This window comes from Methylomonas sp. TEB (genome assembly GCF_047777895.1).
GTDB lineage: Bacteria > Pseudomonadota > Gammaproteobacteria > Methylococcales > Methylomonadaceae > Methylomonas.
Map to the genome: position 1 here is coordinate 2,215,007 of NZ_CP180476.1, position 12,926 is coordinate 2,227,932.

Genomic DNA, 12,926 nt, shown 5'->3' on the forward strand with positions numbered 1-12,926 from the left:
CGTCGAGATGTCATCTGCATGTGGGCTTATTTACCGGCCAAAATGTTTTTAGCCAGTTTCAGCAGCTGGGCGCTGATGCGCGTGTTGCCTGCGTTGGCGGTTTCCAAGTTAATTTCGAAGCTGAGCCGGTTGCCGTCCTGGATCAAACCTATGGTGCCGCCCTGGTTGATAAATCCGGATTTATCGCTGACGCTGACTACCGGCGAGCCTTTTAATTCACGGGCGTAATCGCCCGGATTATCGGCGGTATCAATAAAGATCAGATGGCAGGATTTTATATCTTTGGCTGATATATTGCGGACGATATCCAAGGGCTTGCCGTTCACCGTTTTGCCTTCCAACATCAATAAATGGTCGCCGAAATCGGTATGGCTGCTCAGACACAAGGTATAACGATTTTGCGCGGTTGCCGACTCCGGCCATTCGATAAACTTAAAGAAATTGTATAAAAACGCCACTTTTACCGCCGCTTCGCTGGCCGCTTCGGCGTGGCATAAATGGCCGCTAAACAGCAAAGGCAGCAACAGCATTTTGCTGAATAGCGTGATGGGCGCAAATCTTGATATTTCCGAGGCGCACAGGCACGAAGCCTCGCTGCCGCGATTTCGGCACGATCCGCACAATCTTGCATAAAGATGGCGCAAGATTCGACTCATGTTCGACACCGGTTCTTTGCTGTATGCATAGTGCCGGGCCGCTTAGAAGTCCCAGCGCAAGGTGCCGTATACCTCGCGTTGCACGGCTGTGGCGGTGGAAAACATATCCGAGCCGTATTCGAAATGACTGCTGTTCAGCAAATTTCGGCCCACCAGCGCCAGTTCCACGCCCGCGCCCAAGTCCCATCCCAATCGTGCATCCAGGTCCTGATAGGCTCTGGATTGTGCGCCGTTAACGCCGGTTGCGTCCGAATAACGCCAGTTCAGATCCAGCTTGAGTTGTGGGGAGAATTGGTACATGGACCAGAGCATGGCTTTATGGGCCGGGTAACTGTCTCCGGAGATCAGTGTGGTGTTGGCAGGTGCCAGCGGCGACAGGCGGAAACGTTCTTCTTCGTGGCTATAAGTAGCCCGCAGTTTCCAATTTTCAGTCGCTTGCCAATCGACACTGATTTCCCCGCCGAAGACTTGCACATGCCCGTAGTTGTTGTAATCCAGCGTCTGCAACATGTAGCCGGCGAAGCGTTGGATGTTGGGCGTCAAGCTGGCGTAATCGTCGTAGCTGTAATGATACAAGGCTACATCAGTACTGAGTTGGCGACTGAGTTGGCCGCGCCAACCCAATTCGAAGCCGAGCATTTTCTCGGCGGTCAAGTCGGGGTTGCCAGTAAGGCTGCGCAGCACCGGCACGGTATTGCCGCGTATCGTGTATGGCTGGGTTTGCAAGCCGTAGGAAATATTTTGCTCGACCCAATTGGGCGTGCGCACCGAGCGGGATACCGAGCCCCAAAACGAATGTTTGTCGTCGGGCGTCCACAGCAAGCGTGCGTTGGGCTGCACTTCAAATTGCGTGACCGGGTTGTGCTCCAGCTTGCTGCCCAAGGTCAAATGCCAATGATCGGGTACCAGGGTAATATCGTCCTGCCCGAACAGGCTGTAGATACGGTCGGTTCGGTTGTTGGCGCTCATGGAGATTTGCGCGCTGTCCTCAAAATTATTCAGATTGAAACGCACGCCGCTGCCCCACACCAACATGTGGCTATCGTTTAGCTTGTAGTTATGCTGAAAATCGACATCGATATTGTCGATTTGATATTCCGAATCCAAGTAAGGCGATTTCCGGCTGTGCCTGTCCCAATACATGCGCAGTACGGTATTGGAGTCAGAGCTTTGATGCTGTTCCCAGCGTGCTTGAATGTAATGACCGGAGAACAATTGGTCCGTTGGTAATTCCCGAGAAAAGGGCGGCGCCAGCACCGGTGTCCGCTGCGATGTCAAAGATGGGAAGTGTTGCAGCGCGCCATTGCTCTCGCCGAGGTACGCATCGCCCTGCAAGCTGAGTTTGTTGGTAAAGTCGATGGCTTTGTCGTAACGAAAACCGATTTTGCTCATCTCGCCTTCATCGCCAGCCTTACTGCTGCTACCCAGGGTTTTTGAGTCGCTGTAGTTAGTGTGGCGGCCGTAGACTTTTAGATAGGCGTCGCCGCCCAAATCGGCGCCGTAGCGCAGACCGCCGCCGTAGCGTTGGCTGCCGACATGACTGGATAGCAAACCGCCTTGCGTGTCTTTGGCCGATTTAGTAATGATGTTGATGACGCCGTTGACCGCATTGGCGCCCCATAAGCTGGCGCCGGGGCCGCGGATGACCTCAATGCGTTCGATGTCTTCCATCATCACATCTTGTTGATCCCACCATACCCCGGAAAACAGCGGGTTATAAACGCTGCGGCCGTCCACTAACACCAGCAATTTATTGACAAATTGGCTGCTGAAGCCGCGCATCGATACGGCCCATTTATTGCCGTCCACTTTAGCCACGTGCATGCCCGGCACCACGCGCAACGCTTCCGGGATAGTTGTAGCCCCGGTTCGGCGGATTTCGTCGCTGCTCAGCACGAATAGGGCGGCGGGAACGTGTTTGATATCGGTGGGGACTTTCATCACCGAGGTCACATCGAGATTCATTAACTGCTCGACGCTGAGGCCGGTCAGATCCGGTAAATTGTCACGTTCAGGCTCTTGATTGGCGGCGTGCGAGGTGGTTTGTCCCAAACACAACAGCGCTCCCAGGCCAATAGCCCAAGATTTTGCTCGATAAAACGCCTTGTTCATATGATCGGCCCTTTTAAAACGTCAACTGTAGTTTCAAGCGAAATTCCCTGCCGTTCATTTGCAACAGGTCGAAGCGGTCGCTGTTGATCAGCATTTCATAATGACTGTCGAACAGGTTATAAACCCCGAAGGACACATCCAGGCCACGCATCAAGCGATCCGTGCTCACATTCAGATTGACCAGATTGTAGGCATCGGCTTTGCCGCTCTGAAATGTCTTGCGGTCGCCGATGTATATATTTTCGATGCCGAGCCGGACAAAATCGTCGAACAAAGGCTCAGCATAGTGTAATTTGAAAATATTTTGCGGCGAACCGGTTGCCCATACACCGTGTCTGGCTTCGTTGGTAAACAAGCTGTAGGTGTAAGACGCCTTGAACATTCTGCCGCTGTCCCAACGTTTTTCCGCTTCCCATTCCGCACCGTAGGCGTGGTATTTTCCAACATTGTCCAGCAGCGCCGTATCGGGGTTGGCTTTTAATAACTCGGTGATGTCGTTGTAAAACAAGGAAACCAGCAGTTTGAGCCCGGCATTGGAATGCCATTCGGTAATCGCTTCGTAGCTTCTGATTTGCTCTTCTCTAAGTTCGGGGCTGACGCCGTAATAGTAGTTGTTGTAATCCAGGTTCCAGGCATGCGGTGCGCGAAATGTCGAGCTGTACAGCAGCTTGAAGGTGGTACTCTCCAAAGGGTTCCATATCAAGCCCAGACGTGGATTGAGTTGCAGGCGTTTGAGCATGTGGGTCTGATCTAGGCGCAGGCCGGCGCTGAAAACCAGATTGTCCAGTAACTGGATGTCGTCTTGAGCATAGAGTTCGACGCGGTGGCCGCTGAGGTCGCTATCCTGATAAATTTGATAAGGGTCGGTAACATAGCCAAATTGGCGCTGGGTTTGATCGTATTGATATTCCAAGCCGAAAAGTAGTCTATGTCCGTCGAATACGCTAGTTGTTAGTTGTGCTTCGCCGCCCCACCAGCGGCCGCTGGTTTGGTCGTGATAAATGTAATCACCGGCGTCATTGAACGGGTCCTCGGCCATGTAATCGTAGCCTTGGTAAAATCCCTTAGCCATGAACGAAGTCTTCGCACTCAGGGCTTTTTGATATTTCAGATTGGTGAAAAATTGTCTGTCGTAAGTATGAGAGCGGGGATCATTGAAAATGGCACCGTAAGCCGCGGTTGGTACGCGTTTGTAGCGATCAACAAAACCGCCGCTGAGGGTAAACTCTTCGAACTGCATCCGCCCGAACAAGCGGTCAGCACGCTCGGTATCCATGTTATGCGCGATACCGTTGTTGGTGCTGGGATCATCGAAAGCCGGGAAATATAAATTTTCCATGCCCTGGGTATCGAAATGCGATGCCGACACCAGCACATCGGCGCCGTTGTCGAATTGCTTGCCGTAGCTGACGCGGCCTTTGTAGGTGTCAAAACTACCTACTTCACCGGCTATTTGCGCCCCGTTCAAGGCTTTGCCTTTTTTGGTGACCACATTGATCAAGCCCAAAAAGGCGTTGGCGCCGTAAATTGTGGAGCCGGAACCGGGAATAAACTCGATACGTTCCACCAAGTCCATGTCCAGCATGAATTCCTGGCCGATATTGCCGGAGTCGAAGATGTTTTCGTTCATGCGCTGGCCGTCGATCATGAACAATACGCGGGAATTGTAGTCGCCGGACTGAATGAAGCCGCGCACGCCGACAAAGCTATAGTTGCGGTCATTGCTGGTGAATAAACCGCGCATACTGTTCAGCGCGTCCGCCAGCGTGCGCCAGCCGAAAGTGCGTATGTCGTTTGCCGTTAAAATAGAAACCGAGCTAGGGGCTTGACTGGCTTTTTGACCCAGCCTGGAAGCGCTGATGATTTCCACATTCAGCAATTGCTCGATGGACAGTTCGGTTAAATCTTCCGACGCCTTACCGGCCGCTTGCGTCGTAGCCAAAGGCATCAACAGCATACCTAGGACGATTAGCGCGCGCATTGAAAGTCTTGTCTATTGGGTAGCGGGGACATGAATAATGATAAGACTTGGCTTAGTGCGTACAAACTGTCGATTAACGCAATATACGAAAACGATTATTTTACAATAGATTATTGTCGTTCAAGCTAGTTAGATTTCAATTCTGGTGTTTTTAGGCAGGGATTGCTGGGAGATGCAGGAAAAGGCTGATGTATCGTTTTGAGATAGTCTGATGGGTTCGATTTGGGTGGACGCCATTGTTCTCCCAGGGCCGCATGGCAAGGACAACCGTATTAGCTGGGATCAGGGCACCCTTTCGGCGCGTGTAAGTTCGATGTTGGAGTCATGTCGCTGTTGACGAGGATGCTACTGAGGTCGTTACTTATGCTTTTCGGAAAATAGGTGTTTCATCCTTCTTACGCTAAGGCCTTGCAATGCAAGGCCTGGAATTCTCTGGCATGACAACAAGATAGCTATCAAGCCGGACAACCTTCCATTTTGTATATGAAGTAACCTTGGCGATTGATAGTGTCAATCACATTAACCGGTGCTTGTTGAGTATGGCAAAAGCGACATTCCTTACTGGAGACTACGGCATCGCTTTCACCGATTGAAGATAGCCACTGTTTGGCATACTGAATGGCTTGCTCACCGTCCTTGCTGGCGGTAAATACATCAAAGTGCATGACATGGTTGTCGTGTGCTTTTACATAGGTATCGTAAACGTGGATTTCCATCAAAAACTCCCGGATGAATAAAGTAAAAATTGCTCGATGCCATTAACGAAATGGCCAGATAAAAACGTCCAATGCGGTTTTTCGGTTCGGCGTTGGTCAGGCATTCCCTGAATGTTTGGTGTTCGGAATTCTTTGACAACGTCATGAGAAAGATGCCGAGATGACGGATTTACATCCGTCATCGGCAGAGATCCGCAAAAACGTTCCCCTTGGGGTGAAAACACTTCAACGGATTCGGTAAAATTCTATAGCAATATCGAATCGATATAAAAAGGTTTTTCAATATCCTGATTTCAGGCATGCATTCATACCATCGCGAATGCGGTAACTGTCCATGCTCGCTGATGATATGCCTCAATATCGCCAATAATTGCGGAACTGGATGACCTATACATGCGGCTCGTATGGTCGTCGAATGACTAGCGGTTTTACTTGAACTGAAACTGTAACCTTATTGCGCGCAGCCTGCTAATGGCAAAGGCAGCGCGACTTGAAACCGACTAATTGACGTTAAGCAGCTGTTCGACAGCTAACGATGTTGGGTTTTTAAAACAGTCCCCAATCCCTGTCCGCCCAAATTAATTCATTCCGGCTCGTCATAAATCTCCGATATTTTACGGGGCGGAGCGTCATAGTGCGCCGCGCTTCGATACCGGCCGTTTAGTAATCGGTTGCGCCGATTAGCAGCTAACGCGAGGAAATTGGCTTTGACGACCTGGAACGACAGTTTAGGATGTGGCGTTTGCGGGTATCGTCGCTGGGGACGTGTTCAATTTTGTTAAATTGCATAAGCCCATATCGTCGGCCAAGCGATTGCAGCCGCTGATCAGCGCCTTGATTGATGCGCTGACGATGTTGGCGTCCATGCCGACGCCATAAGTCGTAGTCCCGTTCGCTGTTGCCAGTTCGACAAAGGCGCAGGCTTGGGCATCGCCGCCGCTGCCGACCGAGCGTTCCTCGTAACTGCGTACCGACACTGCGCCGCCGAGCGAATTTAAGGCCTGGACCGCGGCAGCTATCGGGCCGTTACCGACGCCGGTTAATGTGTGCGGTTCGCCGTCCGATTCGATTTGCAGTTGTATGCCTTGGCCTTGCGCGTGCTCGAACAATTGATGGCCCCGGTAACGCAAAGGCTTTGCTGCATCCAGATAGCTCCGGGCAAATAAATTCCACAACGCTTCCGCGCCGATTTCGCCGCCGTGGCGGTCGGCGTGCTGTTGGACCTCCCGCGAAAATTCGATCTGCAAACGGCGCGGCAGCACCACGCCGTAATGGCTTTCCAGCAAATGGGCGATGCCGCCCTTGCCGGATTGGCTGTTGATGCGGATCACCGCGTCGTAACCGCGGCCGACGTCGGCCGGATCGAACGGCAGATACGGCACGTTCCAGGTGCTACCGGGCTGCAGGGCGGCAAAGCCTTTCTTGATGGCGTCCTGGTGCGAGCCGGAAAATGCGGTGAACACCAACTCGCCGGCATAGGGTTGGCGCGGCGGCACGCTCAAGCCGGTGCAAGCCTCGAAATCGCCCACCACCTTGTCGATGTCTGAAAAATCCAGGCCCGGCGCCACGCCCTGGGTGTACAGATTCAAGGCCAGTGTCACCAAATCCACGTTGCCGGTGCGTTCGCCATTGCCGAACAAACAACCCTCGACGCGCTCGGCGCCGGCCATCAACGCCAGTTCGGCGGCGGCTACCGCGGTGCCGCGGTCGTTGTGCGGATGCACGCTGAGGATGACGCTGTCGCGGCGGGCGATATGGCGGTGCATCCATTCGATCTGGTCGGCGTAGACGTTCGGCGTCGCCGTTTCCACCGACGACGGTAAATTCAGAATGATCTTGTTCTCAGGCGTTGCGTCCCAGGCGGCGATGACCGCATCGCAAAACTCGACGGCGAAATACGGCTCGGTGGCGGTGAAGGTTTCCAGGCTGTATTGCAAGCGCCAATGGGTGTGCGGCTGGTCGGCGGTCAATTGTTTGACCAAGCGCACCGCATCGACGGCCATCGCCAACACCTCGGCCCGGCTCATGCCCAACACCAGTTCGCGAAACGGTTGGGAGGTGGCGTTGACGATATGGACGATGGCCGAGCGCGCGCCGTGCAAGGCTTCTACGGTTTTGCGCAACAACGGTTCGCGGGCGTGGCTGAGCACTTCGATGGTGACGTCGTCGGGGATCAACGCCTGGTCTATCAAGCGGCGCACGAAGTCGAAATCGGTTTGCGAGGCCGACGGAAACGCCACTTCGATTTCCTTGAAACCGATGCCGCACAAGGTGCGAAACAGGCGCAGCTTGCGTTCGGCGTTCATCGGCTCGAACAAGGCTTGGTTGCCGTCGCGCAAATCGGTGCTCATCCAGATCGGCGCTTGGCTGATCGTGCTATTGGGCCATTGGCGGTCGGCAAGCGCTATCGGCGGAAACGGGCGGTATTTGTGGGATGGGTCGGTCAACATGGCTTTTAGCTCCTCAAAACGATAGCCGATAGGATAGGCCAAACCTTCCGCCACTCGATTGCGTTTATGCGATGTAAAAGGCTGAATGTTGATAGAATGTTGCTGAAAATTTCGATAATGTTTTATTTTATTGTTTTGTTAAATGAATAGCGGGCATTTTATGGAACTGGATAGATACGACAAGCAAATCTTGAACATCCTGCAAACCGATGGCCGCATCAGCAATCAGGAACTGGCCGACCGCATCGGCCTGTCGCCGTCGCCGTGCTTGCGGCGGGTACGGGCCTTGGAGGAGGGTGGCCTGATCGTCGGCTACCGGGCGCTGCTGGATGCCAAAGCCTTGGGTTTGACGCTGATGGCCTTGATTCACATCTCGATGGACCAACACACGCCGGAACGTTTCAGCACCTTCGAAGCAGCGGTCGCCGGCATTCCGGAAGTCCTGGAATGCCTGCTGATCACCGGCCAAACCGCCGACTACCAGCTCAAGGTAGTGGTCAAAGACTTGGACGCCTACCAGGAGTTACTGCTGAAGCGCATCACCGGCATTGCCGGTGTCAGCGGGGTACATACCAGCTTTGTGTTGCGGCGGGTGGTGGATAAGACGGGGTTTTCGGTTGGGGAGGGGCTTTGACTATTCAGAACGGGTAGGCCGCTTCGTATAAACTGCGCCTAAACACGGCGACTGACAGCGGACCAGCTGTCTACACTTCGATAACTTTCGAGCAATTTTCCTACCGTTAGGCTTTCGCATGGTACCAACCTCAATCAGCGGCAACAAAAAGTATTCGCCCCGGCCGTTACGCCCGTGGCTGGCAGGGGCGCAAGTAGCAGCCGAAATTATGAATCCGGCCGTATTTAATATGGGTACACCGTTCGGGCTGAGCCTGTCGAAGCCTGATTTGGCGCGTCCCTCGACAACTCCAGGGCGAATGGTAAAAGCCAGGCGTTTTAAGAATGAAAGCTAAGGTCTGGGCCGCGTTGTTGGCCGTTTATCTGGTGTGGGGGTCAACTTATTTGATGATCCGCTTTGTCGTCGAGACGCTGCCGCCATTTTTGTCGGCCGGATTGCGTTTTGTGGTGTCCGGCTTCATTTTGCTGGCCTGGCGGCGTCTGGCCGACGATGCCGCACCGACTTTTCGGCAGTGGCGTTCAGCTGCTGTTGTCGGTATTTTGTTATTGCTCGGCGGCAACGGCTTGGTTTGTTGGGCCGAACAAACTGTCCCATCCGGCGTCGCCGCGCTGATCATCGGTGCCGTGCCGATGTTTCTGGTAATGGCCGACGCACTCAGACCTAACGGCACCAGACCAACGCTGCGTGTACTGGTCGGATTGGTCATTGGCTTCATGGGGATTTACTTGCTGGTCGGTCCGACGGCGTTATCAGACGGTATCCCGGTAAATCTGCCCGGTGTGGCGGCGCTACTGCTCGCCAGTTTGCTTTGGGCCTTAGGTTCAATTTACAGCAAAACTGCGGATTTGCCGAAGACGGCACTGATGACAACCGGCGCGGAAATGCTGACCGGCGGCTTTGCCTTGTTGCTGGTCAGTGCGCTAAGCGAACAATGGGATGTTTTCAACCTGGCTCAGGTATCGGTTAACTCCTGGCTGGCCTTGGCGTATCTGATCGTGTTTGGCTCGATGATCGGTTTCGCCTCCTACGCCTGGTTGCTGCAAAACGCGCCGATTCCGTTGGTAGCGACCTACGCCTACGTCAATCCGCTGGTGGCAGTGTTTTTAGGCAACTGGTTCGCGCAAGAACCGCTAACGCCGCGCGTCCTGAGTGGGGCGGCGATCATCGTCGGGGCTATCGTATTCATGAACAGCGCGCACGGCTCAAGGGCCAAACCGGCAGCGGCGCCACGCGCGAGCAAATGACCACCCCACCTTTTTTGAGTCCCGGCGCGGAAGCAAACGCCGAAATGCGTTGAGGCTGTTTTCTGATAAACGTGCAGCACTGCAGGCACGCTTGGATTTGGCTAAGCTTGCAAGTAATCCAAGCAGGTCGATGATTTTTAGAAATTGCCCAGTCCCCTTTATGGCATGCGAAAATCAACGTCATTATCAAGCCGGGCCAAGCGGTCTATTATTGCTTGCCATTACTTCTCCCTGACTTTCCACACTTAGCTTTGCCATGAAAATACTGGCTTTATCCGGCAGCTTAAGGGCTGCGTCCATCAATTCCGCCGTGCTGCGCGTTGTGAGGCATTTGGCGCCTTCCTCTATCGAAGTCTATTTGTTTTCCGGGCTTGGCGACTTGCCTTTATACAATCCGGATTTGGAAAGCGCGCCGCCGGCCGTTGCCCTGCAATTACGCAACGAAGTGGCCTCGGCGGATGCCTTGCTGATCGCCAGCCCGGAATATGCGCACGGCGTTACCGGCACCATCAAAAATACGCTGGATTGGTTGGTGGCCTTCGAGGGCTTTGTGGATAAGCCGGTGGCGGTATTGAATGCATCGCCGCGCACCCATCATGCCGATGCCGCGCTCCGGGAAACCTTGGTCACTATGTCGGCCACACTGATCGAAGCCGCCTCGATCACCTTGCCGCTGCCGAGCGCCAACATCGGCGAAGCGGAGCTGTTGGCGATGCCGGAAATCGTTTCATTACTGAGCGGCGTGTTAACCAAAATCCAACGCACGGTAAAGCTGTTACCGGATATGAAGTCCTTCCTGGGCAGCAGTGTTTATATCGACAGCCAACATCCGGCCATCGTAGCCCAAGCCACCAATTTGGCGGAAGGCTGCGCCGGTGAGGAACAAATCGCCAAACGCTGTTTCGAATTCGTGCGCGACGAAATCCAGCATAGCTGGGACTACCGGCTGAACCCAGTGACCTGTAAAGCCTCAGAGGTGTTAATCCACGGCACCGGCTATTGTTACGCCAAAAGCCATTTACTGGCGGCGCTATTGCGCGCCAACGCCATCCCGGCCGCGCTGTGTTACCAACGCTTGACGCTAGACGGCGACCAGCCGCCTTATTGCCTGCACGGTTTGAACGCGGTTTACCTGCCGCAACACGGTTGGTACCGGATCGATGCGCGTGGTAACAAGCCAGGTGTGGACGCCGATTTTTGCCCGCCGCTGGAGAAATTGGCGTTTTCGATTGTGAATCCCTTGGAACAAGACTTGCCCGGCATCCATGCGGAACCCATACCGGCTGTCGTCGAAGCCTTAACCGAAAACCAAACCGTCGAGCAGGTTTATCACAACTTGCCGGATGTTGCCGCTACCGCGCAATGATCACGAACTCGCCGTTGATCATTCGTCCCGCCGTAGCGACCGATGCCGAGTGCGTTAGCCAACTGATTGGCAGTGTTGCCAACCGTTGTACGATTTCCCCAACGGGCGACGGTGCCGAGTTGTTTTATTCGAGCATCAGCCCGCAAGCGATTGATTGTTACATCGCCGACGCTAATATCCTTTATCTCGTCGGTTTGCTAAACGGTAAGCTGGCCGGTGTGGTTGCAGTTCGCGATGCCCGGCATCTTTTTCATCTGTTTGTGGCGCCTGACTGCCAATACCAAGGTATCGGCACGGCATTGGCGTTGCGCGCCATCACCTTATCGTTGGCCGCATGCCCGTCGGAGACCTTCACGGTGAATGCCGCGCTATCCTCCGTGCCGTTTTATGCTCGGCTGGGATTTCAGCCGCTGGGGCCTAAGATAGAGGACAAAGGCGTGGCATTTGTGCCCATGCAATTGCCAAGCTCAGCGCTAAACGCCGCATCGTGGCGATGATAGCCATTTCTCTACCGGATGGCCCGTCCTGCCGCGGACTGCTGGAATATTTCATGATTTGCCGGCGGTTTTGTCCTTGGCTTTCTCCGCCTGTTTTTGTTGGGCTTCCACCACGCCCACGGTTTCGCCTTCCACTAACAGATCCGAGGGGCTGGCGACCAAGGTATCGCTGGCCGAGATGCCTTCCAATATTTCCAGCTCGCGGCCAAAATCGCGGCCCAATTTTACCGGACGAAACGCCACACGATGTTCCGCATCGACCACTACCACATGCGAGCCGGCTTGATCGATCACCAATACATTAGCCGGCACCACCAAGGGGCTGGATTTGCCGGCAACGTTGATGGAGATTTCCACGTAGGAACCGGGCAGTAACTTACCGTCCTTGTTGGGCAGAGTAATGTCCACCTGCCGGGAACGATTGACCGGGTCCAGAGCGCCGGCGACATGATCCACATGGGCGCTCACCGGCTTGCCTTGGGAATCCAGGACTCTTACCGAGACTTCCTGACCGGCCTTGATGTCGTCCGCGTAGACTTGCGGCACCCAAACCGTCAAGCGCAACGGGTCCGTTTGCGTCAAGGCAAATAACTCCTGACTGCCTGCGACGATCAAGCTGCCGACATCCACCCCCCGACGGGTAATCACGCCGGAAAACGGGGCAACGATGCGCCGGTAGCCTTCGATATTTTCCAGGCGCTTGACATTGGCTTGCGCGGCGGAGAAATCGGCTTCGGCTTGCAGGAACGCGCTGCGTTTTTCGTCAAATTCCTGTTGGGTGCCGCTGTCGGTGCCGTTCAATTGCGTCCAGCGTTGCAGGGTGGTGCGGGTCAGTTCCAATCGGGCTTTAACTTGAGCCAGCGCGGCGCGCGATTGTGCTAATTCCTGTTCCAGTTCGGGCACGTCGATGACCGCCAACAAGTCACCTTTCTTAACCTGATCGCCTATGGTCTTGTGCCAGACGCTTAAGTAGCCGTTGCTGCGCGCATAGAGTTGGGTTTCGGTGTTGCCACGCAAACTGGCAGGCAATACCAATTTGCGGGTCGCCTCGCCCGGCCTTGAATGAGCGGCGATGACGCTGCGCTGCTGACTCGCCGCTGTTTGCGCCTGCAAGGTTTCCGCTTGCTGCAGGTTTTGCGCCAGGCGCCAGGTGCCGGCCAGCAGGAGCAATAACAATAGCCCCAAACCCAGCCGTTTTACTACCAGCAGGGTGCGGTGCGTATGGTCGGTGGATGGTCGCGCAAAGGGTGATGAAGGGATGCTATTCATA

Annotated in this window: 10 protein-coding genes; 4 read left to right on the forward strand and 6 right to left on the reverse strand. The window is 54.4% G+C overall.

The genetic code is table 11. From position 1 onward, the window contains the following. Window positions 1-26 precede the first annotated feature (26 nt). From ACMXD4_RS10005 to leuA, 5 genes are all read right to left on the reverse strand, one after another. Entirely contained in the window at window positions 27-656 is a 630-nt protein-coding gene (locus ACMXD4_RS10005) for a YfiR family protein (protein WP_415880656.1), read from the reverse strand. A 42-nt stretch (window positions 657-698) separates the two neighbouring features. Next, window positions 699-2,768 carry a TonB-dependent receptor plug domain-containing protein gene (locus ACMXD4_RS10010; RefSeq protein ID WP_415880657.1) on the reverse strand — a complete coding sequence of 690 codons (2,070 nt, stop codon included), beginning with the start codon at window positions 2,766-2,768 and terminating at the stop codon, window positions 699-701. A 13-nt stretch (window positions 2,769-2,781) separates the two neighbouring features. Then, window positions 2,782-4,749, reverse strand: a complete 1,968-nt coding sequence (locus ACMXD4_RS10015) for a TonB-dependent receptor plug domain-containing protein (protein ID WP_415880658.1) — start codon at window positions 4,747-4,749, stop codon at window positions 2,782-2,784. A 455-nt stretch (window positions 4,750-5,204) separates the two neighbouring features. After that, a complete protein-coding gene (locus ACMXD4_RS10020) occupies window positions 5,205-5,465 on the reverse strand; it encodes a DUF2024 family protein (protein WP_415880659.1) in 261 nt (86 codons plus the stop codon). Window positions 5,466-6,193: 728 nt separating this feature from the next. Further along, window positions 6,194-7,915: a 2-isopropylmalate synthase gene (leuA, locus tag ACMXD4_RS10025; protein WP_415880660.1), complete on the reverse strand. Its 1,722-nt coding sequence runs from the start codon at window positions 7,913-7,915 to the stop codon at window positions 6,194-6,196. Window positions 7,916-8,075: 160 nt separating this feature from the next. Between leuA and ACMXD4_RS10030 the strand changes: the two genes are divergently transcribed. The 4 genes from ACMXD4_RS10030 (at window position 8,076) to ACMXD4_RS10045 (ending at window position 11,656) form a co-directional block, all read left to right on the forward strand. Then, on the forward strand, window positions 8,076-8,549 hold the full coding sequence (locus ACMXD4_RS10030) for an Lrp/AsnC family transcriptional regulator (protein WP_415880661.1): 474 nt from the start codon (window positions 8,076-8,078) through the stop codon (window positions 8,547-8,549). Window positions 8,550-8,872: 323 nt separating this feature from the next. Then, a complete protein-coding gene (locus ACMXD4_RS10035; RefSeq protein WP_415880662.1) occupies window positions 8,873-9,793 on the forward strand; it encodes an EamA family transporter in 921 nt (306 codons plus the stop codon). A 256-nt stretch (window positions 9,794-10,049) separates the two neighbouring features. Then, window positions 10,050-11,159 (forward strand): NAD(P)H-dependent oxidoreductase, encoded by a 1,110-nt coding sequence (locus ACMXD4_RS10040; RefSeq protein WP_415880663.1) that lies wholly within the window; start codon window positions 10,050-10,052, stop codon window positions 11,157-11,159. Further along, window positions 11,156-11,656, forward strand: a complete 501-nt coding sequence (locus ACMXD4_RS10045; RefSeq protein ID WP_415880664.1) for a GNAT family N-acetyltransferase — start codon at window positions 11,156-11,158, stop codon at window positions 11,654-11,656. The genes ACMXD4_RS10040 and ACMXD4_RS10045 overlap by 4 nt, the downstream gene beginning before the upstream one ends. A gap of 51 nt (window positions 11,657-11,707) precedes the next feature. On the opposite strand, the gene ACMXD4_RS10050 is transcribed toward ACMXD4_RS10045, so the two are convergent. Beyond that, window positions 11,708-12,925, reverse strand: a complete 1,218-nt coding sequence (locus ACMXD4_RS10050; RefSeq protein ID WP_033156408.1) for an efflux RND transporter periplasmic adaptor subunit — start codon at window positions 12,923-12,925, stop codon at window positions 11,708-11,710. Between the last annotated feature and the right edge of the window lies 1 nt (window position 12,926).

Bases quoted from the DNA above. Each gene is read 5' to 3' on its own strand.
- ACMXD4_RS10005 (WP_415880656.1), bottom strand. From the start codon at position 656: ATGAGTCGAATCTTGCGCCATCTTTATGCAAGATTGTGCGGATCGTGC.
- ACMXD4_RS10010 (WP_415880657.1), bottom strand. From the start codon at position 2,768: ATGAACAAGGCGTTTTATCGAGCAAAATCTTGGGCTATTGGCCTGGGA.
- ACMXD4_RS10015 (WP_415880658.1), bottom strand. From the start codon at position 4,749: ATGCGCGCGCTAATCGTCCTAGGTATGCTGTTGATGCCTTTGGCTACG.
- ACMXD4_RS10020 (WP_415880659.1), bottom strand. From the start codon at position 5,465: ATGGAAATCCACGTTTACGATACCTATGTAAAAGCACACGACAACCAT.
- leuA (WP_415880660.1), bottom strand. From the start codon at position 7,915: ATGTTGACCGACCCATCCCACAAATACCGCCCGTTTCCGCCGATAGCG.
- ACMXD4_RS10030 (WP_415880661.1), top strand. From the start codon at position 8,076: ATGGAACTGGATAGATACGACAAGCAAATCTTGAACATCCTGCAAACC.
- ACMXD4_RS10035 (WP_415880662.1), top strand. From the start codon at position 8,873: ATGAAAGCTAAGGTCTGGGCCGCGTTGTTGGCCGTTTATCTGGTGTGG.
- ACMXD4_RS10040 (WP_415880663.1), top strand. From the start codon at position 10,050: ATGAAAATACTGGCTTTATCCGGCAGCTTAAGGGCTGCGTCCATCAAT.
- ACMXD4_RS10045 (WP_415880664.1), top strand. From the start codon at position 11,156: ATGATCACGAACTCGCCGTTGATCATTCGTCCCGCCGTAGCGACCGAT.
- ACMXD4_RS10050 (WP_033156408.1), bottom strand. From the start codon at position 12,925: ATGAATAGCATCCCTTCATCACCCTTTGCGCGACCATCCACCGACCAT.